At 63.1% G+C, this 25,382-nt stretch carries 24 protein-coding genes; 14 read left to right on the forward strand and 10 right to left on the reverse strand.

Going from position 1 to position 25,382, the window contains the following annotated elements:
- Nucleotides 1–191: 191 nt before the first annotated feature.
- The 3 genes from gshB to rsmI are packed head-to-tail and all read right to left on the reverse strand — an operon-like array spanning nt 192 to nt 2,520.
- Complete coding sequence (gene gshB / locus V1288_RS11820; RefSeq protein ID WP_334357206.1) at nt 192–1,139, reverse strand: glutathione synthase; 948 nt, start codon at nt 1,137–1,139, stop codon at nt 192–194.
- A 27-nt stretch (nt 1,140–1,166) separates the two neighbouring features.
- Nucleotides 1,167–1,580 (reverse strand): YraN family protein, encoded by a 414-nt coding sequence (locus V1288_RS11825; RefSeq protein ID WP_334357207.1) that lies wholly within the window; start codon nt 1,578–1,580, stop codon nt 1,167–1,169.
- Nucleotides 1,567–2,520, reverse strand: coding sequence for a 16S rRNA (cytidine(1402)-2'-O)-methyltransferase (gene rsmI, locus V1288_RS11830; protein WP_334357208.1), 954 nt, complete (start codon nt 2,518–2,520; stop codon nt 1,567–1,569). The genes V1288_RS11825 and rsmI overlap by 14 nt, the downstream gene beginning before the upstream one ends.
- Before the next feature lie 231 nt (nt 2,521–2,751).
- Here rsmI and V1288_RS11835 point away from each other — a divergent pair, with 231 nt between their 5' ends.
- Complete coding sequence (locus V1288_RS11835; protein WP_334357209.1) at nt 2,752–3,963, forward strand: penicillin-binding protein activator; 1,212 nt, start codon at nt 2,752–2,754, stop codon at nt 3,961–3,963.
- A gap of 47 nt (nt 3,964–4,010) precedes the next feature.
- Here the strand turns inward: V1288_RS11835 and hemW are convergent, their stop codons facing one another.
- From hemW to rph, 3 genes are read right to left on the reverse strand one after another with little or no spacing between them, the layout of a single operon-like run.
- On the reverse strand, nt 4,011–5,183 hold the full coding sequence (gene hemW / locus V1288_RS11840; protein WP_334357210.1) for a radical SAM family heme chaperone HemW: 1,173 nt from the start codon (nt 5,181–5,183) through the stop codon (nt 4,011–4,013).
- The gene (gene rdgB / locus V1288_RS11845) at nt 5,176–5,805 is read right to left on the reverse strand and encodes an RdgB/HAM1 family non-canonical purine NTP pyrophosphatase (RefSeq protein ID WP_334357211.1); all 630 of its coding nucleotides are present in this window, start codon (nt 5,803–5,805) and stop codon (nt 5,176–5,178) included. Before rdgB ends, hemW begins: the two co-directional genes overlap by 8 nt.
- A gap of 11 nt (nt 5,806–5,816) precedes the next feature.
- The gene (gene rph, locus V1288_RS11850) at nt 5,817–6,530 is read right to left on the reverse strand and encodes a ribonuclease PH (protein WP_334357212.1); all 714 of its coding nucleotides are present in this window, start codon (nt 6,528–6,530) and stop codon (nt 5,817–5,819) included.
- Between the two features lie 158 nt (nt 6,531–6,688).
- Between rph and hrcA the strand changes: the two genes are divergently transcribed.
- A complete protein-coding gene (gene hrcA / locus V1288_RS11855) occupies nt 6,689–7,777 on the forward strand; it encodes a heat-inducible transcriptional repressor HrcA (protein ID WP_334357213.1) in 1,089 nt (362 codons plus the stop codon).
- A gap of 118 nt (nt 7,778–7,895) precedes the next feature.
- Complete coding sequence (gene grpE, locus V1288_RS11860) at nt 7,896–8,501, forward strand: nucleotide exchange factor GrpE (protein ID WP_334357214.1); 606 nt, start codon at nt 7,896–7,898, stop codon at nt 8,499–8,501.
- Between the two features lie 6 nt (nt 8,502–8,507).
- On the opposite strand, the gene V1288_RS11865 is transcribed toward grpE, so the two are convergent.
- The 4 genes from V1288_RS11865 to V1288_RS11880 all read right to left on the reverse strand — a co-directional run bounded on the left by V1288_RS11865 (nt 8,508) and on the right by V1288_RS11880 (nt 11,796).
- A complete protein-coding gene (locus V1288_RS11865; protein WP_334357215.1) occupies nt 8,508–8,942 on the reverse strand; it encodes a VOC family protein in 435 nt (144 codons plus the stop codon).
- Between the two features lie 210 nt (nt 8,943–9,152).
- Nucleotides 9,153–10,010 carry a helix-turn-helix domain-containing protein gene (locus V1288_RS11870; RefSeq protein WP_334357216.1) on the reverse strand — a complete coding sequence of 286 codons (858 nt, stop codon included), beginning with the start codon at nt 10,008–10,010 and terminating at the stop codon, nt 9,153–9,155.
- 26 nt (nt 10,011–10,036) lie between these two features.
- Entirely contained in the window at nt 10,037–10,750 is a 714-nt protein-coding gene (pncA, locus tag V1288_RS11875; protein WP_334357217.1) for a bifunctional nicotinamidase/pyrazinamidase, read from the reverse strand.
- 98 nt (nt 10,751–10,848) lie between these two features.
- Nucleotides 10,849–11,796, reverse strand: coding sequence for a hypothetical protein (locus tag V1288_RS11880; RefSeq protein WP_334357218.1), 948 nt, complete (start codon nt 11,794–11,796; stop codon nt 10,849–10,851).
- A 587-nt stretch (nt 11,797–12,383) separates the two neighbouring features.
- Here V1288_RS11880 and dnaK point away from each other — a divergent pair.
- From dnaK to V1288_RS11935, 11 genes are all read left to right on the forward strand, one after another.
- Complete coding sequence (dnaK, locus tag V1288_RS11885) at nt 12,384–14,285, forward strand: molecular chaperone DnaK (RefSeq protein ID WP_334357219.1); 1,902 nt, start codon at nt 12,384–12,386, stop codon at nt 14,283–14,285.
- A 133-nt stretch (nt 14,286–14,418) separates the two neighbouring features.
- Complete coding sequence (gene dnaJ, locus V1288_RS11890) at nt 14,419–15,549, forward strand: molecular chaperone DnaJ (protein ID WP_334357220.1); 1,131 nt, start codon at nt 14,419–14,421, stop codon at nt 15,547–15,549.
- 219 nt (nt 15,550–15,768) lie between these two features.
- On the forward strand, nt 15,769–16,368 hold the full coding sequence (locus tag V1288_RS11895) for a class I SAM-dependent methyltransferase (RefSeq protein ID WP_334357221.1): 600 nt from the start codon (nt 15,769–15,771) through the stop codon (nt 16,366–16,368).
- 44 nt (nt 16,369–16,412) lie between these two features.
- Nucleotides 16,413–16,991 (forward strand): NADPH-dependent FMN reductase, encoded by a 579-nt coding sequence (locus V1288_RS11900; protein ID WP_334357222.1) that lies wholly within the window; start codon nt 16,413–16,415, stop codon nt 16,989–16,991.
- A 6-nt stretch (nt 16,992–16,997) separates the two neighbouring features.
- A complete protein-coding gene (pyrF, locus tag V1288_RS11905; protein WP_334357223.1) occupies nt 16,998–17,708 on the forward strand; it encodes an orotidine-5'-phosphate decarboxylase in 711 nt (236 codons plus the stop codon).
- 33 nt (nt 17,709–17,741) lie between these two features.
- Nucleotides 17,742–18,044, forward strand: a complete 303-nt coding sequence (locus V1288_RS11910; protein WP_334357224.1) for a DUF1330 domain-containing protein — start codon at nt 17,742–17,744, stop codon at nt 18,042–18,044.
- 394 nt (nt 18,045–18,438) lie between these two features.
- Nucleotides 18,439–19,743 (forward strand): calcium-binding protein, encoded by a 1,305-nt coding sequence (locus V1288_RS11915; RefSeq protein ID WP_334357225.1) that lies wholly within the window; start codon nt 18,439–18,441, stop codon nt 19,741–19,743.
- Between the two features lie 162 nt (nt 19,744–19,905).
- A complete protein-coding gene (locus V1288_RS11920; RefSeq protein ID WP_334357226.1) occupies nt 19,906–21,591 on the forward strand; it encodes a type I secretion system permease/ATPase in 1,686 nt (561 codons plus the stop codon).
- Entirely contained in the window at nt 21,588–22,925 is a 1,338-nt protein-coding gene (locus V1288_RS11925) for an HlyD family type I secretion periplasmic adaptor subunit (RefSeq protein WP_334357227.1), read from the forward strand. The genes V1288_RS11920 and V1288_RS11925 overlap by 4 nt, the downstream gene beginning before the upstream one ends.
- Nucleotides 22,926–22,969: 44 nt before the next feature.
- Entirely contained in the window at nt 22,970–24,202 is a 1,233-nt protein-coding gene (locus V1288_RS11930) for a helix-turn-helix transcriptional regulator (protein WP_334357228.1), read from the forward strand.
- Between the two features lie 15 nt (nt 24,203–24,217).
- A complete protein-coding gene (locus tag V1288_RS11935) occupies nt 24,218–25,231 on the forward strand; it encodes a M23 family metallopeptidase (RefSeq protein WP_334357229.1) in 1,014 nt (337 codons plus the stop codon).
- Nucleotides 25,232–25,382: the final 151 nt, after the last annotated feature.

The raw sequence follows: 25,382 nt of genomic DNA on the forward strand, positions 1-25,382 counted from the left end.
CAGGTTGACCAGCCCGCCCGCCCGCTGGCCAGTTTTGTCCAAAGAATGGCCGTATGATGGAGAGAATGACCGTATCATGGAAGAATACGGATTCACATGATGCAACGTTCTGGAATCCGGCGGGCGCAGCCCGGCGGCGCGGCGGCTTTCCTCCTCGGTTCCAGCCGGCGCGCACGCAAATTCACGCGTAACTATTTTCCGGCGCGCTTGGCCTCAATGGTGTCCCAAATCCTTGTCGCGACGTCCGGCCCGCCGAGCTTGGCAATCGCGCGGATGCCGGTGGGGCAGGTGACGTTGATCTCGGTGAGATTGCCGTCGATCACGTCGATGCCGACGAACAACAGCCCGCGCTCGCGCAGCGCGGGACCCAGCGTGTCGCAGATCTCGCGTTCACGCGGGGAAAGTTCGGTAGCTTGGGCTGCGCCGCCGCGGACCATGTTGGAGCGCAGGTCATCGGGGGCCGGCACGCGGTTGACGGCGCCGGCGAATTCGCCGTCGACCAGGATGATGCGCTTGTCGCCGTGCTTCACCTCGGGGAGGAAGCGCTGGATCACCCAGGGCTCGCGGAAGGTGACCAGGAACATGTCGAACAGCGAGCCGAAATTCATGTCCTGCGGCATCACGCGAAACACCGCGGCGCCGCCATGGCCGTGCAGCGGCTTCATGACCACGGCGCCGTGCTCATCGCGAAACGAATTGATCTCGTCGAGGTCGCGCGAGATCAGCGTCGGCGGCATCAACTGCGGAAAGTTCAGCACGAACATCTTTTCCGGCGCGTTGCGCACGCTGGCCGGATCGTTGACCACCAGCGTCTTGGGATGGATTCGTTCCAGCAAATGCGTCGAGGTGATGTAGGCGATATCGAACGGCGGCTCCTGCCGCAACAGGATGACGTCGAAATTGGTCATCGGCTCGCGTTTGGGTTCGCCGAGGGTAAAATGGTCGCCGATTTCGTCACGCACGGTGAGCTTTTGCACCGGCGCCACCAGCTCCTCACCGCGCAGCGAGAGCTTGTCCGGGGTGTAATAGGAAAGGCTGTGGCCACGCTTCTGCGCTTCGAGCAACAGCGCAAAGGTCGAATCGCCGCGGATATTGATACGCGCGATGGGGTCCATCTGGACGGCGACATTCAGTTTCATGGAAAGGTCCGGGTCTCTGGAGGGGTTCTAAGCGCTGGCGTCGAATGCCGCTAACAGATGGCGTGGCAGACGCCGCGGCGCAATCAGGACAGCGTCGAATCGCAGCTCAAATTCGGCATGCTCGGGATGCGCCATCAGCCACCCTTGCGCGGCGTCGATGATGCGGGCCTGCTGGCGCGGGGTCACGGCGTAGGCGGCGTCATCGAGGCTGGCTCTCGCCTTGACCTCGACGAAGGCGACCAGATTGCGCTTCTTCGCTACCAGGTCGATTTCGCCATAGGGGGTGCGGAAGCGCTTTGCCAGGATGCGGTAGCCCTTTGCCATCAGAAAGGCGGCGGCGCGGCTTTCGGCCGAAAGCCCGGTGCGGAAGGCCGCGACCCGCTCGGGCGCGGCGAGCTTTGCCGCAGCGTCCGGCGGCGAGGTGCCGTCAGTCTTCGCCATCGTCGCCTCTGGTTTCTTTCGCAAGCTCCAGCGCGCGGGCATAGACCTCGCGGCGCGGCCGCCCCGAGAGCTCGACCGCATGCGCGACGCTGTCCTTGACGCTGTCGCGCGCAAGCGAGGCGCGCAAGAGGTCATCGAGATCGTGCTGCGTCATGACCCCTTCATCGGCGCGGGGCGGGCCGATCACGAGCACGAACTCGCCGCGGGTTTCCAGCGTGTCGGCGGCCTTCGCCAGCTCCGCGATCGGCGCGCGCTTGATGTCCTCGTGCAGTTTGGTGAGTTCGCGGCAGATCGCGGCGTCGCGCCCGCCCATGATGTCAGAAAGATCGGCCAGCGTGTCCTGGACGCGGTTGCCGGATTCGAACATCACAAGCGTGGCGTCGATCCGGGCCAATTCAGCGAGCCGGCTCCGCCGTGAGACTTCCTTGGCCGGTAAAAATCCCTCAAAGAAAAACCGGTCGGTGGGCAGGGCCGCGACCGAAAGCGCCGTCAGCACCGAGGACGCACCGGGCACCGCGATCACGGCATGGCCGGCGGCACAGACCTCGCGCACCAGCTTGAAGCCGGGGTCCGAGATCAAGGGCGTGCCGGCATCCGATACCAGCGCGACCGAGGCGCCCTGCGTCAGCTTTTCCAGGATTTTCGGCCGCGCCATCGCCGCATTGTGCTCGTGATAGGGCTTGAGCTCCGCCGAGATCGCATACCGTTCGGTCAGGCGGCGGGTGATGCGGGTGTCCTCGCAGGCGATAATGTCGACGCCGGCCAAGATCTCCAGCGCGCGCAAGGTGATGTCGCCGAGATTGCCGATCGGGGTAGCCACCAGATAGAGGCCGGGAACCGGTTTCGGGGCGTTCAGGATGTAGCCGCTAATCGAAAATGTTCTGTTGGCCGAACCCGGTTCGGCATCAGACCCGTAGTTGGAACTGGGCTTTGCGCGCATAATGGCAATCTAAAGGGATCTTGGCGCAAGCGCCATGTCCGGCGGGAGGGGACAGGGGCGTAAGTTTCCGGCGACGTGCAATGTCCGGCGGGCCCGTAATCCTTTTGTTTTGGTTAACTAATCCTCGACAATATTGCAGAATCCCGCATTCGGGTTCAGTAGCGGTTCAGGTGCCTCGGCCCAGAAAGCCGAAATCCTGGCCGACGGCGGTCGGTCAAGAGAAGAGACAAGATGGTAGGCCCGCTCAATCGTAAGCCCGGATCTGCGGATCCTCGGCCGTCAGGACCGACCCGGCGGACGGCGGTCGGACTTATTCTCGGCGCGCCATTGCTCGGCGCCTGCAGCGGCGGCCAGATTTCCAGCCCGTTCGGCCCGTCGCAGCCCGAGGGGCCCCCAGGTCCGCAGCAGCAGCCGCTTGCGGTCGGCACTGGAAACGTCAAGGTCGGCCTGATCCTGCCGCTTTCGGCCGCCGGCAATGCCGGCGTCGCCGCGCAATCGATGAAGAACGCGGCCGAGATGGCGCTGGCGGAATTCCAGAATCCGAACATCCAGCTTCTGATCAAGGATGACGGCGGCAGCCCGCAAGGCGCCCAGCAGGTCACCCAACAGGCGCTCGGCGAGGGCGCGGAAATCATTTTAGGCCCGCTGTTCGCAGCCTCGGTGCCGGCGACCGCGCAACTGACGCGGGCGCGCGGCGTTTCGGTGATCGCGTTCTCGACCGACTCCAGCGTCGCCGGACGCGGCGTTTATCTCCTGAGTTTCCTGCCCGAATCCGACGTCAACCGGATCGTCGATTATTCCGCCAGCATCGGAAAGAAATCTTTCGCGGCGCTATTGCCGGACAATGCCTACGGCAATGTGGTCGAAGCAGCCTTCAAGCAGGCGGTCGGCCGCAAGGGGCGCATCGTCGCCTTCGAGAAATACGCCGCCGATCGCGCCGGCGCGGCGCGCACCGTGGCGCAGTCGCTGGGCTCGGCGGACGCGCTGTTCATTGCCGATGACGGCGAATCCGTCGTGGCGACGGCGGATGCCTTGACCGCGGCGGGCGCGAATCTGCGCAACATCCAGTTGCTCGGCACCGGGCTGTGGGACAATCCGCGCGTCTATGCGAGCGCTCCACTGCAGGGCGGGCTCTATGCCGCGCCGGATCCGTCGGGCTTCCGCGCCTTCTCCGGGCGCTACCGCGCCAAATATGGCGCCGACCCCGTGCGTACCGCCACGCTTGCCTATGACGCGGTCGCACTGGTTGCCGCGCTGTCGAAGCAGCAGGGCGGCCAACGCTTTGCCCCGGAAACGCTGACCAACCCGTCGGGCTTCGCCGGCACCGACGGCCTGTTCCGCTTCCGCTCCGACGGCAGCAATGAGCGCGGCCTTGCGGTGATGAAGGTCGCCAGCGGCGGCAGCACGCCGGTCGCCGGCTCGCCGAAGAGTTTTGGGGCGTGATTTTTTCGTAGCGCGGATGGAGCGAAGCGAAATCCGGGCTACGGCTTCTACGCAGCCAAATCCGCTACGACAGCATCGAGCACCGGAAAACCGTCCTTCGTCACGCGCAATCTTCCATCGGAATCGACGGATATCGCGCCTTCCGCGCGCAGGATGGCGATGCGGCCCGGATCGAGCGCGCGACCCGACAATGCCGCATAACGGCGTGGGTCTATGCCTTCGGCGAGCCGCAATCCCATCAGCAAAAATTCATCGGCGCGCTCTTCGCTGTTGAGCGTATCGTCGGTGACGACGCCGTGGCCGTTGGCCTCGACGCGCATCAGCCAGGCCTCGGGACGCTTCTCGGTCGCGGTTGCGTGTCTCGCGCCGTCGATGTCCAGCCGGCCATGCGCGCCCGGGCCGATGCCGGCATACTCCTCGCCGCGCCAGTAGACCAGATTGTGCTGGCACGCGGCGCCTGCGCGGGCATGATTGGAAATCTCGTAGGCCGGCAGGCCGTGATGCGCGCAGACTTCCTGCGTCACATCGTAGAGCGCGCGGGCCACCGCCTCGTCCGGCGTCTTCAGCTTGCCCGCGGCATGCAGGCCGAAGAACGGCGTGCCTTCCTCGATCGTGAGCTGGTAGAGCGAGAGATGCTCGGCGGCTTCGGAGATCGCGAGCTTCAATTCGTCCGCCCACATCTGCGGCGTCTGGTCGGGACGGGCGTAGATCAGATCGAACGAATAGCGGTCGAACGCGCGGCGCGCGATCGCGACCGCATCCAGCGCTTCGCGCGCGCTGTGCAATCGTCCGAGCGCCTTCAGCGAAGTGTCGTCGAGCGCCTGCACGCCGAGCGAAACGCGGTTGACGCCGGCTGCGCGATAGCCGCGAAACCGCCCAGCTTCCACGCTGGTCGGATTGGCCTCCAGCGTCACCTCGACATTGTCGGCGACGCGCCAATGCTTGCCGATCGAATCCAGGATCGCGCCGACGGTTTGCGGCTGCATCAGCGACGGCGTGCCGCCGCCGAGAAAGATCGACGTTACCGTACGCCCCGGCGCGCGCGCCGCTGTCGTCTCGATCTCGCGGGCAAACGCGCGGGCAAAACGTTCTTCGTCGATCGGCGCGTGGCGAACGTGGCTGTTGAAATCGCAATACGGGCATTTCGACAGGCAGAATGGCCAGTGCACGTAGACGCCGAAGGCGGCTCCCTTCGCGTAATGGCGTTCGGCGCTAGCCAAGGCAGATCTCCGCCAGTTTGACGAAGGCGCGCGCCCGGTGCGACAGGCCGAGGCCGAGCGGCGGCAGGCCGTGTTTCTCGATCGAGGTCATCTCGCCAAAGGTCCTGACGTGCCCGTCGGGCAGGAAAGCCGGATCATAGCCGAAACCGGCGGAGCCGCGCGGCGGCCAAACCAGAGTTCCGTCGGTGCGGGCCTCGACCTCTTCGAGGTGGCCGTCCGGCCAGGCAACGCACAGCGCGGACACGAAATGCGCTTTGCGCTTGTCCGGCGTGGTCGCACCGCGCTCCTGCAGCAGGCGCTCGATCCGGCTCATCGCCACCATGAAATCCTTGCCGTCTCCGGCCCAGCGCGCCGAGTAGATGCCGGGCGCGCCGTCCAACGCATCGACCACGAGGCCGGAATCATCGGCAAAGGCAGGGAGTTGCGCGGCTTTCGCGGCCGCAATCGCCTTGATCGCGGCATTGGCGCGAAAGGTCTGGCCGGTTTCCTCGGGTTCGCCTAGGCCCAGGTCGCCCGCGGAGATCACTTCGACGCCATGCGGCGCCAGCAGTTCCCGCATCTCGGCGAGCTTGCCGGGATTGTGGGTCGCGATCACGAGGGCGCCGGTGATTCGACGGTGCATGTGCGATCAGACTACGCGACGGCCAGTTTCTGCAAGTCCACCAGACGCGCGACACCCTTGCGCGCCAGTTCCATCAGGGCGAGGAACTCGTCCTGCGAGAACGGCGTCTTCTCGGCGGTGCCCTGCACCTCGATGATGCGGCCGTCGCCGGTCATGACGAAATTGGCGTCGGTCTCGGCCTCGGAATCCTCGGCATAGTCGAGGTCCAATACCGGCGTGCCCTGATAGATGCCGCAGGAGATCGCGGCGACGTTGTCGCGCAACACGTTGGCCTTGAGCATGTTGCGGCCTTTCATCCACGAAATGCAGTCGGCCAGTGCCACCCAGGCGCCGGTGATCGAGGCGGTGCGCGTGCCGCCATCGGCCTGGATCACGTCGCAGTCGACGGTGATCTGGCGCTCGCCGAGCGCTTCGAGGTCGACGGCTGCGCGCAGCGAGCGGCCGATCAGCCGCTGGATCTCGACGGTACGGCCGCCCTGCTTGCCGGCCGCGGCCTCGCGCCGGGTGCGTTCCAGCGTGGCGCGCGGCAGCATGCCGTATTCGGCCGTGACCCAGCCGCGGCCCTGGCCCTTCAGCCATGGCGGCAGCCGCTCCTCCAGTGTCGCGGTGACCAGCACATGGGTGTCGCCGAATTTCACCATGCAGGAACCTTCGGCGTATTTGACCACGCCGCGTTCCAGCGACACGGGGCGCAACTGATCAGGCGCACGGCGGCTTGGCCGCATGGGAAATCCTTTCGAAATCGAGCGAAAATTCGTTCGCGGTGCTTGTAGGTGGGGGCGTGCGCAGCGGCAAGGGCTTTTGGCCCGGTTTGGCAGGGAAACGGATGCTTGTCATTGGCCCGCCGGAGCGACAAATTAGGGGCTGTCCAAGGAGTTAAGCCGTGGCCCACCACGATCCGATTGGCCTGATCGCACCACCTGCCGGGCTTGCCCAGCTTAACGAGCGCTCGCGCGACATTTTTCGTCAAATTGTCGAGAGTTATCTCGCCACCGGCGAACCAGTCGGCTCGCGCAACATTTCGCGCCTGATCGCGATGCCACTGTCGCCGGCTTCCGTCCGCAACGTAATGTCGGATCTCGAAGCGCTCGGGCTGATCTATGCGCCGCATACCTCGGCGGGGCGGCTGCCGACCGAACTCGGCCTGCGCTTCTTCGTCGATGCGCTGATGCAGGTCGGCGACCTCACCGAGCCCGAGCGGGAATCGATCCAGAGCCAACTTGCTTCCGTTGGGCGCGCGCAATCGGTCGAGGCGGCGCTCGGCGAAGCGTTGACGCGGTTGTCCGGCCTCACCCGGGCCGCGGCCGTGGTGCTGACCGCCAAATCCAATTCGCGGCTCAAGCACATCGAGTTCGTCCGGCTCGAGCCGGAACGCGCACTGGTGGTGCTGGTCGGCGAAGACGGCCAGGTCGAAAACCGCGTGCTGACGTTGCCGCCCGGCGTCCCTTCTTCGGCGCTGACGGAAGCGACCAATTTCCTCAATGCGCGGATTCGCGGACGGACGCTGGCGGAAGCGCGGCTCGAGCTCGAAACCGCGCTGACGCAAAGCCGCGCCGAACTTGATCAACTGACCCAGAAGGTGATCGCGGCAGGCATCGCGAGCTGGTCCGGCGGCGAACATGAGGACCGGCAATTGATCGTGCGCGGCCACGCCAACCTGCTGGAAGACCTGCACGCGCTGGAGGATCTCGAACGCGTCAAGTCGTTGTTCGACGATCTCGAGACCAAGCGCGGCGTGATCGATCTGTTGGGTCGGGCCGAGCGTGCCGAAGGTGTCAGGATTTTCATCGGGTCGGAGAACAAGCTGTTTTCGCTGTCCGGTTCCTCCACCATCATTGCCCCCTATGGCGACGCCGCGGGCCGCATCGTCGGCGTTCTTGGCGTGATCGGGCCGACGCGGCTGAACTATGCAAGGGTGATTCCGACGGTGGATTACGCCGCCCGGATCGTCAGCCGGATGCTGGGCGGCTAACCGGCCCCAAATTGCCCTCAATCCGGTGTGGTTGCGCTTGATTTTCGGCCATTAAAGCACGATATCCCGCCTAACAAATCCCCATCGAACCAGATGCGTTTTTTGAGAAGGCAGTCTTATGACCGATCCCAACCGGCCGAATGATGACGCGGTGAAACCGGCCCAGACCGGCGAGCCCGTGGTCTCGAAACCCTACATCATGCCCGACGATCCCGAGGAAGGATCGAATGAGGCACTGACCAAGGAACTGGCCGAGGCGCGCGACAAGATGCTGCGCACGCTGGCGGAAATGGAAAACCTGCGCCAGCGCACGCGGCGCGAGGTGGCCGATTCCAAGATGTACGGCATCACCGGCTTTGCGCGCGACATTCTCGATATCGCCGACAATCTGCAGCGCGCGCTCGACGCGATCCCGGCCGAGGCCAGGGAGACCGCCGATCCCGGCATCAAAGCCTTCATCGAGGGCGTGGAACTGACCGAGCGCTCGCTGCTCAACACGCTGGAGAAGAACGGCGTCAAGAAGTTCGATCCGTCGGGCGAGAAGTTCGATCCCAACTTCCAGCAGGCGATGTACGAAGTGCCCGACCCGTCCGTCCCGTCCGGGACCGTGGTCCAGGTCGTGCAGGCCGGCTTCATGATCGGCGAACGCGTACTGCGCCCGGCGCTGGTCGCGGTGTCCAAGGGCGGCGCGAAGGTCGCGCCGGCCGCCGACGTCACGAACTGAGCCGGCTTACCCCTTCAGCGGTTTCTCACCGGTCTTCGGCCAGTAGCTGCCAAAACTCCAGAGATTGCCTTCCGGGTCCCGGCAGGCGAAGTCGCGGCTGCCATAGTCGGTGTTGTGCAATTCCATCTCGATCTTGGCGCCTGATGCCTTGACCCTGGCGTGCAGGGCGTCCGGATCGTCGACGGCGACGTAGAGCGCATCGGTGCGGCGGCCGTCGATGTCGCCGACAAGTTTGCCGTATTCGTCATCGCGGCTCTGGCCGAGCATCAGCAGCGAGGAGCCGTAGGCAAGCTCGGCATGTTGCACCGTGCCGTCCTTGCGGTAGACGACGTACTCGGTGAAGCCGATTACATCCTTCAGCCAGCGGATCATGGCCTCGGCATCGCGACAGCGCATCGTCGGATAGATGCGCGGCGGCTCGATTTCGCTTCGACTGGTCACGGAACAACTCCTCGCTAGTTGCAGCTCGCACCAATATGCGTAAGCACCGCCGCGCCGGCTTGAAGATTTGTTACCGGATGGCGGCCCGCGAGACGACGAACTCAACGAGGTTCTGGGCAACACCAACGAGCCGGCCGTTAAAGCCAAGTACGAAGCCATGTTGACGAAGCGCAGGCGTACTTAAGAACCGCGCGTCCGGACGGTCCAGGCTCACATCGAGCCGTCGAGCCCGTCCAGCGGCCTTTGCAGGCGGCTGTCAATGAGCGCCAGCCGGCGAGCCCACGCCGTCGGCGTTTCGCCGGCGAGGCTTGAAAATTCACGGACGAGATGCGCCTGGTCGGCGTAGCCGCTGTGTGCCGCAATCCCGGCCCAGCCGCTACAGCCTCCATCCCGGGCGAGCCGGCAGGCGTGATGGAAGCGCATCATGCGCGCGATTGGCTTCGGCGCGAGACCGAGTTCGGATCGAAAACGATCGACCAGATGTTTGCGGCTCCAGCCGATCTCGCCCGCGAGTGCGGAGATCCGCGCTCCGCCTGCGCTGCGCGCCAGCCGGCGATAGGCGTATTCGATTTGGGGTGAGGGCAAATGATTGGCGCGACCGGCTACAAAATCCTCGACCAGATCGAAGCGGTTCTGCCAGCCATCTGTCGCGCCAAGCCGTTCGCGCAGGGCTCGGCCTTCGCGGCCCAGTACGTCGCCGATGTCGATCATGCGCGCGGCGAGATCGACAACAGTGCCGCCAAAACAGCGATAGGCGCCGAGCGGCGTGAAATCCACCTGCACGCATTCGGCGCCGCCATCGGATTCGATAAAGACCGGACCGGGATGAAGCCCCGCGGCAAAGCTCGGCTGCCGGTCGGCGGCCTCAGGCTCGCGGTCGAGCGCGATCAGGAACGGCGTGCCGAAGCTGATGATGAGCGGCACCACCAGGCCTGCGGCTTCGCGCTGGAAAAACCGGCCACGCGCCGTTTCACGATAACCGGTCATGCCCGAGATCAGACCCACCGTGCGCTGTGACGGCGCACGACGGATCATCTCGAACGCGAAGGGTGCCGCCAGATCGGACATCCCCGGTCTCCGCGAGGTGATACGGGTTAAGCTGCGATATCGTCCGACTTGATGCGCTTGACGCCGGCCTTGGTCATGTCGGCCCACGCCTTTGCGAGCGAGCCCTGGGTGTCAATGCCGCGGCAGGCGTCTTCGATCACATAGGTCTCAAAGCCCGCCTTGCGCGCATCGAGCGCGCTCCATGCCACGCAGAAGTCGGTGGCGAGGCCGGCGAGGAACACCCGCTTCACCTTGCGCGCCTTGAGGTAGGCGGCGAGCCCCGTTGTGGTCTTGCCGTCGGCCTCGGTGAAGGCCGAATAGCTGTCGACGTTCTTGTTGAAGCCCTTGCGGATGACGAGCCCGGCATGCGGGATCGCGAGGTCCTTCGACAGCGACGCGCCCTCGGTGCCCTGCACGCAGTGATCCGGCCACAGCACCTGCTTGCCGTAGGGGAGATTGACGGTCTCGAACGGCTTCTTGCCGGAATGCGTCGACGCGAACGAGACATGGCCCGGCGTGTGCCAGTCCTGCGTCATCACCACATTGGCAAAGCCCTTGGAGATGCGGTTGATGATGGGCACGACCTGCTCGCCGTCTTTGACCGCGAGGCTGCCGCCCGGCAGGAAGCAGTTTTGCACGTCGATGATGAGCAGCGCGGATGCCTCGTCGGGCTTGATCGGCGCAGCCCAGAGCGGGCTTGGGACGAGGGCGGCGACGGACGTCGCGCCGAAACCTGTCAAAACCAGCCTACGCGTAAACATAGTGCTTCTCCCCGTTTTGAACCCGACGGCGACGAAGGCTAGTTCCATTTGTGTACGAACGAAAGCCCGAAGTTTCGGCGCGCTTGCAAATTTCCGGATCAGGTTCGCGGATGAATTCCGTCGCGGACGGCGCGGAAGCGCGGGAAGGCCTTGGTCCAGTCGTCGCGCGGCGAAGAGCCGATGATGCGCATCGAGGTCTGGGCGCCGAACCGCACCCACTGCACGATCGTAACCGGCGTATTTTCCTTGCCGCTGGTGGCGTCGATCCGCGTCTCGTAGCCGGGCTGGCCGTCGATGCGAACCGGCTCGGACATCGTAATCTTGCCGTCGCGCACGCCGGGAATCGTGGTCGCGATCTGCCGGGCAAAGCGGCCGCGATCGTCGGGCGATGCCGCGGTCGAGCCGATCAGGCCGATGATCATGAAGGGCGCGACCTCGAAGCCGGTCTTTTCGTCGCCGTCGGCGAGAATGAGCGCGCCCGGCGCCAGCATGCGGACATTCTTGAAGCTCGAGAGCTCGCTGACCTTGAACGGCATCAGCCCGAGCTGCTCCTCCACCGGAACCTCGGTCCGGATCGTGGCGGTCGCGAACATCTGGCGCACGGCGTCGTCGGTGTAGATCTTGGAGGCGTTCTCGGGCACCTGCGCGGCAACATAGCCGGAGAAGGTAGGGCCCGGCAGGATCATCGAATAGCGTTTTACATTGGTGGCGCCGTCCTTGGCGCTTTCGATGGTGTAATAGGCGAGCCCGGCCGGGGTCTCGATGCTTTCCGGCTTGATGCCGCCGGTGCCGCCGGGATTGGCCTTGAAGGCATTGGCGACCTCGCCATAGGCCTCGGCGGGCAGGTCGGTAACCAGCACCTTGACGCCCTGGTCCTCGGTCTCGAATCCCACGAACGTTCTGGCCTTGTTGAGGCCGACCAGCGGCGTCATGCCGACCCTGGCGCCCGGCGGAAAGACCGGGTCGGCAGCGAACGCGGAAAAAACCACCAAAGAATTGGCGGCAACGATCAGGGCGACCGCAGCGAAGTGTCGAAGTGGCGTCATGGAGGATCTACCGGGTTTGCATGGAGGCCGTTGGTTCGGACAATGCAGTTCTTGGAAGCTTCGCGGAATCTTTGGGGCCTCGGGTACGACAGGGTCGTTCCAGTCGGCCCGCTTTTAGCGGTTTTGATGTCCCTGCAACAGGGCAGGGTGGGCGTCCGTTCCTCCGTTACGTTGCGATATGCCGGCTTTTTTGCCGGATTCTGCCCGGTCTCCGAGCTCTTTTTGGGGCGCTTCCAGCGGCCAAATACCGCTCCCGCCTCCGATGGCAGCCGGCCCCGCTCGGTCTGAGGATGCCGCATGGCTATGCAACGCCTCGGCGGCGCGAGCGACAAGCTGCCTTGATGAACGGCCCTTGCCGATTTCTTAATGCCGCCCTAGAGGCTGGCCTGCCGGCGCGCCCCTGACACAATCTTTCAAACGCCAGCCTTTTCAGGCCCTAAGCTTGCGTTCGGTCCTTGCAGGCCCGACCCCCCCTCCTATATGAGGCTCACCACCGCAATATCGCGAGTATTTGAACGTTGGGGGTTCGGTTAGGTGCGCCGTCCAGGGCCCAGCCAACCTGCCGCAAAAAGAAGGATATGAGGACCATGGGAAAGGTCATTGGGATCGATCTCGGCACCACGAATTCGTGCGTCGCCGTAATGGACGGCAAGACTGCAAAAGTCATCGAGAATGCGGAGGGCATGCGCACGACGCCTTCGATCGTTGCCGTTACCGATGATGGCGAGCGCCTCGTCGGCCAGCCCGCCAAGCGCCAGGCGGTCACCAATCCCGAGCGTACGTTCTTCGCCGTGAAGCGCCTGATCGGCCGCCGCTATGACGACCCGATGGTCGAGAAGGACAAGAAGCTCGTCCCCTACAAGATCGTCAAGGCATCGAACGGCGACGCCTGGGTCGAAGCCGACGGCAAGACCTACTCGCCCTCGCAGGTCTCGGCCTTTATCCTGCAGAAGATGAAGGAGACCGCGGAAGCTCATCTCGGCCAGAAGGTCGAGCAGGCCGTCATCACCGTCCCCGCCTATTTCAACGACGCGCAGCGTCAAGCCACCAAAGACGCCGGCAAGATCGCCGGCCTCGAAGTGCTGCGCATCATCAACGAGCCGACGGCTGCAGCCCTTGCCTACGGCCTCGACAAGTCGAAATCCGGCACCATCGCCGTCTACGACCTCGGCGGCGGCACCTTCGACGTCTCCATTCTTGAAATCGGCGACGGCGTGTTCGAGGTGAAGTCGACCAACGGCGACACCTTCCTCGGCGGTGAAGATTTTGACATGCGCCTTGTCAGCTACCTCGCGGACGAGTTCCAGAAGGAGCAGGGCATCAACCTGCGCAACGACAAGCTGGCCCTGCAGCGCCTGAAGGAGGCCGCTGAAAAGGCCAAGATCGAGCTGTCGTCGACGACGCAGACCGAAATCAACCTGCCCTTCATCACGGCGGACCAGACCGGGCCGAAGCATCTGACGATGAAGCTGACGCGCGCGAAGTTCGAGGCCCTCGTCGACGATCTCGTCCAGAAGACCATCGAGCCTTGCCGCAAGGCGCTGAAGGATGCGGGCCTCACCGCCGCCGAAATCGGCGAAGTGGTGCTGGTCGGCGGCATGACCCGCATGCCGAAGGTCCAGGAAGTCGTTAAGCAGCTGTTCGGCAAGGAGCCGCACAAGGGCGTCAACCCGGATGAAGTCGTTGCCATCGGCGCTGCGATCCAGGCCGGCGTTCTGCAGGGCGACGTCAAGGACGTGCTGTTGCTCGACGTCACCCCGCTTTCGCTCGGCATCGAGACGCTGGGTGGCGTGTTCACCCGCATCATCGACCGCAACACCACGATCCCGACCAAGAAGAGCCAGGTGTTCTCGACCGCCGAGGATAATCAGAATGCCGTCACCATCCGCGTCTTCCAGGGCGAGCGCGAAATGGCGGCCGACAACAAGGTGCTCGGCCAGTTCGACCTGATGGGCATACCGCCGGCGCCGCGCGGCATGCCGCAGATCGAGGTGACGTTCGATATCGACGCCAACGGCATCGTCAACGTCTCCGCCAAGGACAAGGCGACCGGCAAGGAGCAGCAGATCCGGATCCAGGCATCCGGCGGCCTGTCGGAAGCCGACATCCAGAAGATGGTCAAGGACGCCGAGGCCAATGCGGCCGAAGACAAGAAGCGCCGCGAGGCGGTCGACGCCAAGAACCATGCCGACAGCCTGGTGCATTCCACCGAGAAGGCGCTGGCCGAGCACGGTTCGAAGGTCGAGGAAAGCGAGCGCCGCGCCATCGAGGACGCCGTCAGCGATCTGAAGGAAGCGCTGAAGGGCGAGGATGCCGAGGCGATCAAGGCCAAGACCAACACGCTGGCGCAGGCTTCGATGAAGCTGGGCGAGGCCATGTACAAGCAGCAGGCCGAGGCGGACGCCAAGAAGGATGCCGCCAAGGATGACGTGGTCGACGCGGAGTTCACCGAGGTCGACGACGACAAGAACAACAAGAAGTCGGCGTAAGCGGGCTTTGGATCATGACCCTCATCCAAAAGAGCGCGCCGCTTGCGTTCGATGGGTGGGGGTCATTTTTCGTTAAGCTGAAGGCTGCATCTTTGAGCGCGCCTTCGGCGTGAAGTTCGGGCGGGTCTGACTGATGTCCACCAAGCGCTGTTACTACGAAACCCTGGAAGTCGATCGGAACGCGGACGAGTCCAAGCTCAAGTCGGCGTTCCGCAAGCTGGCGATGAAATGGCACCCCGACAAGAATCCGGGCGACGCCACCAGCGAAATGAAGTTCAAGGAAATCAACGAAGCCTACGAGGTTCTCAAGGACGGCGACAAGCGCGCCGCCTATGACCGCTATGGCCATGCCGCATTCGAGCAGGGCATGGGCGGCGGCGGTCCCGGTTTCGGCGCCGGCTTCGCTTCGTCCTTCTCGGATATTTTCGAGGACCTGTTCGGCATGGCCGGGCAGCGGCGCGGCGGCGGACGCGAGCGCGGCGCCGACCTGCGCTACAACATGGAAATCACGCTGGAGGAAGCCTTTCAGGGCAAGACGGCGCAGATCGAGATTCCGGTCTCGGTCACCTGCGAATCCTGCTCGGGCACCGGCGCCAAGGCTGGCACCAAGCCCAAGACCTGCTCGACCTGCGGCGGCGCCGGCCGCGTGCGGCAGGCACAGGGCTTCTTCACGCTCGAGCGAACCTGCCCCGGCTGTCAGGGTCGCGGCCAGATGATCGAGGACGCCTGTCCGAATTGCTCCGGCTCGGGACGGGTGACGCGCGACCGCATGCTGTCGGTCAACATCCCGCAGGGTGTCGAGGACGGCACCCGCATTCGTCTGGCCGGCGAAGGCGAGGCCGGCGTCCGCGGCGGACCGCCCGGCGATCTCTATATTTTCCTGTCGCTGGCCACCCACGAGTTCTTCCAGCGCGACGGAGCCGATCTGCATTGCCGGGTTCCGATCTCAATGGTTGCGGCCGCGCTCGGCGGCGAATTCGAGGTTCCGACTATCGACAAGGGCAAGACCAAGGTGAAAGTGCCGGCCGGGACGCAGTCCGGCCGTCGTTTCCGCATTGCATCAAAGGGCATGCCGGTGCTCCGCTCGCGCCAGACCGGCGACATGTATGTCCAGGTCATGGTCGAAACGCCGCAGAATCTGACCAAGAAGCAGCAGGAACTGCTCACCGAGTTCGAAAAATTGTCGTCCGGCGCCACCCAGCCGGAGGCTGCGGGCTTCTTCACCAAGGTCAAGGACTTCTTCGGCAACCGCGCGGGCTCCTGAGCGCGAACGCAACCTGACCGAAGTGGGCCGGTGTGGGCAAGTTCTCGCCCGCGCTCATGATTCATTCAGCTTGCACAGCGTCTTATCGCGAGATCGCGGGCACTTTGGCACGCCTGACGCGTTACCGTCTGGCTTGACCACATCCCCGTCGACCTATACGTGTTTGTGACTGTTTTCTGACATTCCCTGCTTTGTTGCGGGGTCCCGCCTGGTAGCGACATGCCTTTGCAATCGTCCGTGCGTGCGTTGAAGAAGCCTCGTCTCGATGATGAGGTCCGCTTCCTTCGTTCATGGATCGAAAAGCCGCTGCACATGGGCGCGGTCATGCCGTCGAGCAAGTTACTTGCCCGGACCATGGCTGAATATGTCGACGTCCAAGCGCAAGGACCGGTCGTCGAACTTGGGCCCGGGACCGGTGCAATCACCAACGCACTGATCGAGCACGGCGTCGATCAGAAGCGGCTTGTGCTGGTCGAGTATAATCCGGGCTTCTGCGCACTGCTGCGCGACCGCTATCCGCAGGCCAGGGTGGTGCAGGGCGACGCCTACGCGCTACGTTCCTCGCTCAAGGACGTGCTGGACGCGCCGGCCTCGGCCGTGGTCTCCGGCCTGCCGCTCGTGACCAAGCCGATGCTGACGCGCCTGAAGCTGATCCGCGACGCCTTCATGGCGCTCGCGCCCGGCGCCCCCTTCGTGCAATTCACCTATTCGGTCGCGCCGCCGATCCCGAAATCGCTGCCGGGCGTATCCACAGAAGCCTCCGAGCGGATCTGGATGAACCTTCCGCCCGCGCGGGTCTGGGTGTATCGCAAGGGCTGATGCCGCGTATTCGCGCGGCATTTGCCCCGAATACGAATTCAAAGATGTCCGCGCTGAAAATTCTCGTGATCCCGGGATCGCTACGATCAGGCTCGCTCAATGCGAAGCTGGCCGCCGTCGCCGCGCATGCGCTGGCGCAGGAAGGCGCGGAAATCACCCGCATCTCGCTGTCAGACTTTCCGCTGCCGATCTATGACGGCGACCTGCAGGCGAAGTCCGGCGTGCCGAAGCACGCCGTCAATCTGAAACGCATGATGGCGGCCCATCATGGCGTGCTGATCGTGACTCCGGAGTATAATTCCTCGGTGCCGGCGCTGGTCAAAAACACCATCGACTGGGTGAGTCGGGTGCAGGACCCGCACGAGACCCGCGGGCAGGTATTTCGCGAGCGGGTGTTTGCGATCGCCTCCGCTTCCGGCGGGCGGCTCGGCGGCGCCCGCGCGCTGGCGGCGCTGCGGCTGATCCTGTCGGCCTGTCATGCGACCGTGATACCGAACCAGCTCGCGCTGGCGTTTGCCGACGATGCCTATGACGAGATGGAACGGTTGAAGAATTCCACGGACGCCGAGGCGCTGAAGGCGCTGGTACGGCAGTTGATCGACGTTTCCCAACGCATGATGTGAGGTGACATGCAGCCAGCCGATATCGCGCCAAAAGACCGCCTGATCGTCGCGCTCGACCTGCCGGGGGTGGCCGCGGCGGAAGCGATGGTTGCGCGGCTCGGCGACAGCGTGAGCTTTTACAAGATCGGCTATCAACTCGGCTATGCCGGCGGCCTGCCGCTGGCGCAGCAATTGGCGAAATCCGGCAAAAAAGTCTTTCTCGATCTCAAGTTGCACGACATCGGCAATACGGTCGCGCGCGGCGTCGAGAGCGTGGCCAAACTCGACGCGACTTTCCTCACCGTGCATGCCTATCCGCAGACCATGAAGGCCGCGGTCGAGGCGCGCCAAGGTTCTGGCCTGAAGATTCTCGCCGTCACCGTGCTGACGTCGTATGACGACGGCGACCTGCACGCCGCGGGCTATCGGCTCAACGTCTCCGACCTCGTCGAGGCGCGGGCACAGCAGGCGCAGGTGCTCGGCGTCGACGGTCTCGTGAGTTCGCCGGAAGAGGCGGCGGCGCTGCGCAAGATCATCGGCCACCAGATGAACCTGGTGACGCCGGGCATCCGGCCCGCGGGGGCTGCGACCGGCGACCAGAAGCGCATCATGACGCCGGCACGTGCGATCGCCGCCGGTGCGGACTATCTCGTAGTCGGGCGGCCGATCACGGAAGCCGTCGACCCCAAGGCGGCGGCGGACGCCGTTCAGGCGGAAATCAAGCAGGCGTTGCTATAGCCAAACCGGTGACACAAGAAACGGGAGATCGAGATGGCGAAGGGATACTGGATCGGGCGCGTCGATGTCAGCAATGAGGAGGGCTACAAGCCCTACATGGCAGCCAACCCCGCCATCTTCCAAAAATTCGGCGGGCGCTTCATCGTGCGCGGCGGTAAGTTCACCGCGGTCGAGGGCCAAAGCCGCTCGCGCAACGTCGTGATCGAATTCGACAGCTACGAGAAAGCGCTGGCCTGCTACAATTCGCCGGAATACCAGGCCAACATCAAGGTGCGGCAACCGCACTCGATCGCCGATCTCATCGTTATCGAGGGCTATGACGGTCCGCAGCCCTGAACACATGGTTAGAAGCCGCGCTGTCGGGTAGTCGACATACGGAATCTCATCGCATCAAGATCATCGCATCAAGAAATGTGTGCGAATGTTTCCGGCCGGTGCTTCGCTAATCGGGTGCGGTCGAAAAAATCAAATAGCTGACCATCATTCCTGCAGTGGACGCGTGGCCTGCGGGCCATGTGTTCGCTAGCTGGTATTTCTTTTGTCCCCAAATGGGGATTGCGACGCCACCTCGCCTTCATCCAAGGTCGCCTCCATCGTACCCACATCGATCGTGGAACCCCACTTCGATCGTGAATGGAATCGAGCCAACACAAAACACAAAATCCCGACGCGCATGACGGGCCGCAAGCGGACCCGCCGCGCGGAGGGCTATGCGTGAAGGAGTAGGTTCATGGCACTTATCGATGGAACAGCAGGCAATGATGTACTAGTTGGCACGCCAGATCCCGATGAGATCAACGGTCTGCAAGGCAATGACACCATAACCGCTTTGGCCGGTGCCGACCTTGTCAATGGTGGCGCAGGTGATGACAATATCGATGGCGGCGCCGACAACGATATCCTGAACGGCAATGCCGGCATCGATACCATCGTCGGCGGCGATGGCGATGACGAGATCAACGGCGGCGCGGGAGATGATTTGCTGTCCGGGAACGCCGGCGTCGACACGATCCACGGTAACGCCGGCAACGACAGTATCGATGGCGGAGATGGCAACGATGTGCTCGACGGTGACGCCGGTGACGATACCATCGTCGGCGGAGCTGGCGATGACGAGATCAACGGCGGCGCGGGCGTCGATACCCTCTCCGGCGACGCCGGCAATGATACGCTGAACGGGAATGCCGGCGACGACACGCTGAACGGCGGCGACGGCGATGACACGCTAAACGGCAACGCTGGCGATGATACCCTGAACGGCGATGCAGGAATCGACACGCTGAACGGCGGCATCGGCAACGACACGCTCAATGGCGGTGCTGATGACGATCTCCTGAACGGAGGCCTCGGCAACGACACGCTGAACGGCGATGACGGCAACGACACGCTCAATGGCGGCGCGGATGACGATATCCTGAACGGCGGCGCCGGTGACGATCTCATGTTCGGCGATGCCGGCGATGACACCATGGCCGGTGGTGACGGCAATGACGCGATGTCCGGCGGCGATGGCGCGGACGAACTCGACGGTGGCGCCGGCGACGATCTGCTGGAGGGGAATGCCGGAGATGATACGCTCGCCGGCGGTGCCGGCGTCGATTTGCTCAATGGCGGCGACGGCGCCGATATGCTCTCAGGCGACGCAGGCAACGACGTCCTGAACGGCGGCGACGGCGATGACGAGTTGGACGGCGGCAACGGTGCCGACGAACTTAACGGCGGTCTCGGCGATGATGTGCAGACAGGCGGTGCAGGCACCGACGTGCACAATTTCGGCGACAACACTGCCACCAACTTCGGCGACGATGAAGTCACCGACCTGAGCTTTGCTGACGGGGATGAAGTTAACGTCGATGCCGATCCGGCGTTCGATTCGACCACCATCGTGGTGGATGACGACGGCACCAACACCGTGCTCGACTTCGGCTTCGGCACCATCACGCTCGACGGCGTTACGGGTGGCGCCGGAACGGAATTCGAGTCGATCGCCGACATCAACACTGCCGCAGGTTATACGGCTATCGAAGTCGTCTAACATCCAATTCGGCGGGGCGGCCCGGCAGCCGCCCCGCTCCTGCCTTCTGCCGTACTCAGTTAGTGATAGTGCCGGCCGCACATGTACTCGCGTAACCGTGGTGAAATCTCAGCGTCTGGTCAAAGATCGCTGCTTGGATTGATTCCGGGACGATCCGCATTTATGTGGATCGTCGCTTTCAGCGTGTCGATCAACATGCTGCTTCTGGTCGTGCCCTTCTACTCGATCGAGGTGTTCGATCGGGTGATCAGCAGCGGTAGCATCGAAACCCTTGTCGGTCTCACCGTCATCGCCGCAATTGCTCTTGTTTTCAGTGCTGCGTTCGACATCCTGCGCAGCCGGCTGCTCAGTCGCTTTGCGGTCAGATTTGAGCGCCACCTCGCTCCCATCGTGCTTGAAAGCATGATTGTTGATACCGCAAATCGCGGCGACAACAGGGCTCAGGATCTTGTAAAGCTGCGTGAGCTGAGGACGTTTCTTTCCAGCACAGCGATTGCATCGCTGCTCGATGCTCCCTTTCTTCCGGCATTTGTTTTCATCCTCTTTTTCCTGCACCTCTGGTACGGACTGATTGCGCTGGTCGGAACGTTGGTTCTGCTCGCGATGGGCATCGCGAGCAGCTGGATCGCGCGCAATGAAATCGCGCAGGCGTCCCAGGCTGCACAGAAGACCCAGGCTACCCTTGACGGAATTGTCCGGCATTCCGCTCTGGTGCGTGCGATGGGCTGGACCAGAGGTGCCATCCGCGAATTCATGGACCTCAACGACCAGGCCTTGTCTCCCGTCGTTCGAGGCAGCGAGCGCGTCTATGCGATCGGCGCTGCGGCGCGCATGGTAAGAACGACGTTGCAGGTTGCCGCGATCGGCGTTGGCGCCTGGCTGGTGCTCCAGAGCGAAGTGCTGGCCGGCAGTCTGATTGCGAGTTCGATCCTGATCGCCCGTACACTGCAGCCGATGGAGGGCCTGATCTCGGCACGCCGCGCGCTTACATCAGCGCACGAGGCCTGGAAGCAGGTTCAGACGGCCGCAGCGCCGGTCCTGGTTCGAGAGAGACGTACGCTGCTTCCGTCCCCGTCCGGCAGGGTTGAAGTCGAGCGGGTGACATATCGGACGGCTGCAACGTCGCGCCCGATTCTCGCAGGCATAAACTTTGAATGCCCGCCTTCCGGGATAGTCGTCGTGATCGGCCCGACGGGCGCCGGAAAATCGACGTTGCTGCGGCTGATGGCGGGGCTGGAGCGACCAAACGGGGGTACGATCCGGCTGGACGACGCGGCTCTGCATAACTGGGATCCTGACCAGCTTGGTCAGTTTGTCGGCTACCTTCCTCAGGACGTGCAGCTTCTCGGCGGCACAGTGGCCGAAGCGATCGCCGGCTTTGAAGAGCAGGCGCGTGACGTCGACATCGTTGCCGCGGCTACGCTCGCGCAGGCGCATGAGATGATCCTGTCGCTGCCCGCAGGCTACCAGACCGAAATAGGGCGCGACGGCAACAAGCTTTCTGGTGGTCAGCGCCAGCGCATCGGTCTTGCCCGTGCCTTCTTTGGCAATCGCAAATTGATCCTGCTGGATGAACCAAATGCCAATCTCGACCCCGAGGGCGAGCAAGCGCTGTGTTCCGCCGTTGAGCGGGCGAAAGCGCGCGGCGCCACACTGGTCATTGTCACCCATCGGCCCCGACTATTGACCATCGCAGATGCGGTGCTCTTTTTGAGGGATGGCGTGCAGGTCGCTTTCGGGTCGCCTGCTGAGGTCCTCCGCCTGCCCGGCACCCCCGTCTCGAAGCCGCACGTAGTCCGGCACAGTACGGAACCTCCGAAACTGGCCACGAGGGGAACTGCTCGATGACGGAAAGAGGTCAAGATCGTGCAGTCGCCGTTTTCAGCAAGGAACGGCCACGATCCGATATGCGGCGGATCATCGGATGGGGCTGTGTGCTGCTCGTTCTACAATTCTGCTGCTTCGGGGTGTGGGCCATGACAGTCCCGCTTCGCGGCGCGGTTGTGGCATCAGGTGTCATAAAGGTTCATTCGAAGCGCAAGGCCGTCCAGCATCTCGAGGGAGGGATAATAAAGTCAATTCACGTCAGGGAAAACGATCAGGTCGAGACCGGTCAGTTGATCGCGCGGCTCGACACCACGCAGATCGAAGCAACCCTCGGCTCGCTAAAGACAAAATACTTTGCGGATCTCGCGATGGAGGCGCGGCTGGTGGCGGAACAGACTCGCGCCGAATCGATTTTGTTTCCCGACGAACTGAAGAAGAACGAGAGGCATGAGTCCGCGCGGATTGCCATGCAAACTCAGGAAGCCGAGTTTGCAGCGCGACTGACCGCGATCGAGAATCAGCGCAAGATGATCGATCAGCAGATGCTGCAACTTGCGGACTCGATCCGAGGCCTCGAAAGCAACACCAAAGGTGTCGAGCAACAACTTAAGTTATTGCAGGAAGAGATAGCTGATACGAGCTACCTGCTGGCAAAGGGCCTCGCCCGAAAGCCACGCGTGTTGGCATTGAAGCGAGCCGAAGCCGAGGCCAGCGGCCAGATTGGCCGCAACTCGTCGTCGGTGGCCGAGATGAGAGGCAAAATGGCGGAGCTGGAGGACAGGCGTCGACAGCTCGGCTTCAATCAGAATCAGGAAATCGCGAAGCAGCTGCATGCGACGAGCGAGGAGATCGGTGATCTTCGACATCGAATTGCCGCGTTGCGCGATCAGCTTGGTCGGTCTGAATTGCGCGCCCCAGAGAGTGGAAAGATCGTCGGCCTCAACAGCAGAGACCTTAGCGCTGTGCTTGCGCCCCGCGAAACGCTCCTGGAAATAGTTCCGATGGAAGATCGACTTGTCATCGAGGCAGCATTGAAACCAATAGATCGGGAAGAGGTCTATGCCGGACAGACTGCGCGCGTGCGGGTTCACGCGTTGAATATCCGTCGTCGGCCTATGCTGGATGGAAAGGTCGTCGCCGTGGCGGCAGACGCGCTGACCGACGCCAAGAGTGGCGTTACGTCTTACATGGCGGAACTGGAACTTGATATCAACGCGCCGACCGCCTCGTATCTTTCTTCGCTATTGCCCGGAATGCCCGTAGAGATATTTATAGAGACGGGAGAAAGAACCTTTGCCGAATATTTATTGCAGCCAATGGAACTGCGCATCAATCGCGCGTTTAAGGAGCACTAAGCCGTCGACATGAGTTCGAGTGCATCTTGTTGCGGGAGGCGCCCATGCATGGGAATAACAAGACGCTACCATTCAGGCAGGGTGGATTTCGCTTCAACACCACTGTGGACGGCGAGCCTCATCAGAACACCGATGATCCTCAGATAGCGGGGCCTACGGAGCAAGGTCCCAACCGGAGTGCGATGGAATATTTCGGCAGGGCTGTTGCCGAGCTTTTCGAATGCAGCAGTTGCTACGTCGCGGTCATGTCGAGCACGAGCGCGTCGGAGCTTCGAGAGGTCCGGATCGGACACGCCACAATCGATCCGTCGTGCACCACGACCGTCGCGCGAATTGCCCGCAAGGGCGCTGGTGCAGATTGCGCTCTCCTCGAACCGGTCAACGCGCGCACCACTTTTGTGCGGAAATTGATCGGCTCCGAGCCAGGAACAAACAGTCATTCCGTCATAGGGAGGTTTGCCTCTCGCGACAGGTCAACTGTGGTATTTGTAGCGGGATGGCGGCGGGCTACGCTCGCCCGGGCCGAAATTCCCTGCCTTGCGCGCGCGGTGCGTACGGTTTGGGAGACGGCGCATTCCCTTGCGCGGCGGCCACCGGATCGACATTCGGACGCGGAAACCTGGCTGGAAAAATTGGCTTTTCCCGCCCTCATCGTGGACGACGGTCTGCATATTCATGAGGTCAATCGCGGCGGACGGGCGCTGTTGGCAAAGGGCGAACTTATCAGCCTGGATGGTGATAGGCTGGCGGGGTCCAGCGGACCGGTAACGGAGAGTTTGAGGGAGGCAATCCGGGAGGCGTTGATTCCACGGCCCGGTCAGGTTCGGCTAAATACGACTGTACCTCTCTCGACCGAGCGCCAGCAGTTTGCCTTCGCCAAGATCGGAGCCGCACCAACGCATTGCGACGCGCGAAAAGCGTTGGTCATCGTGCCGCAATTCGATGAAGTGCTGGGGGCGCACCGAATTGCATCGGCCTTCGGGTTGAACTGGGCCGAAGAGCGAATCATCGCCCGGATTCTTCAATTCCAAAGTCCACGGGACATCGGTGCCGACCTGCGCTTGACCGAGGCAACGGTCAGAACCTACACCAAGCGCATCATGCTTAAACTGGGGATCAATCGGCAGGCAGAGTTCTTTCTGCTCTATCATCTCACGCAATCGCCGTTCGGCGCCGGGACGCGCGAGAAGGCTATCGGGGCGGTGGCATCTGATGGCCGGTTGAACGGCGACAGTGAGATTGACCTTTACGCGGCCGGCAGCCGGCCACTGGATTGATGCACAGGCCGCCCCATGATGGCCCGGGATTTCATGCGCGTTGCGACTTTTTCTCGGACCTTTGCCTTTGCGGCGGCACTCGGCCTTTCTTCCGAAGTGATCGCCCAGAGCATTCAATTGGGGATGCCAATCGCCTGCGAACCTGGCCGGACCTGCTACATCCAGAATTACATTGATGCCGATCCGTCAGCGTCAGCGCGAGACTTCAAATGCGGCACCTTGACGTATGACGGCCATAACGGGACCGACTTTCGCTTGCCGTCACTGGCGTCGCAAAGGGCAGGCGTGGAAGTCCTCGCTTCCGCAAGTGGCCGCATTCTTCGCACACGAGACGGCGCGCCAGATGGCGCCTTTGGCAGATCGGCGCGCGAAGCCGTTCGCGATGTCGAATGCGGCAATGGCGTTGTGATCGAACATCCGGAGCACTGGGAAACCCAGTATTGCCATATGGCCAGCGGCAGCCTGGCGGTGAGGCCCGGCGACGTGGTTGAGGCCGGGCAGCCGCTTGGCCGCGTAGGTCTTTCAGGACTGACCGAATATCCTCATCTGCATTTCACGGTCAGGCACAAGGGGGCAATCGTCGATCCTTTCGCCTATGGCGCCGCCCCCGGCTCATGCGGTAGTGGCGAACCGCTGTGGCGCCCCGCGCTTCACGCGCAACTCGCTTATCAGGAGCGAGCCATTCTAAACGCCGGCTTCGCGAGCGGTCCGGTGACGATGGAGCTCATAGAGGATGGAAGTGCGGACAAGGAATCGCCGTCCGCCGGCGCCGCGGCGATTGTTGCCTTTGTTCGTGTTATCGGTCTGAAGACGGGCGACGCGCAACAACTCGTGATCCAGGACCCACTCGGAAACGTCGTCGCGGAAAATCGAGCCCCGCAACTTCAGGCGAACAAGGCGCAGTTCCTGTTGTTTACCGGCAGAAAGCGTCCGGCGGCCGGCTGGGATCGTGGCACCTACAAGGCCACCTATGTTGTCGAGCGCGACGGCCGGGTCGTCCTGAAGAAAGACATGGAATTCACCCTCTAGTAGCGAGAGGTAGCCGGTCTTCGGGGCATCTGGTTTGATCCGGCGAGCCATGGGCGCTGACCATACTGATCGTCGCCAGATCGAAATAAATGTCCGGGCAGGATCGCTGTCCTTCTTGCCCCCTCTCTCCATCCAGGGCCCAGCCCGCATG

The sequence above is a fragment of the Bradyrhizobium sp. AZCC 2176 genome (genome assembly GCF_036924645.1).
In the GTDB taxonomy this organism is placed as follows: Bacteria; Pseudomonadota; Alphaproteobacteria; order Rhizobiales; family Xanthobacteraceae; genus Bradyrhizobium.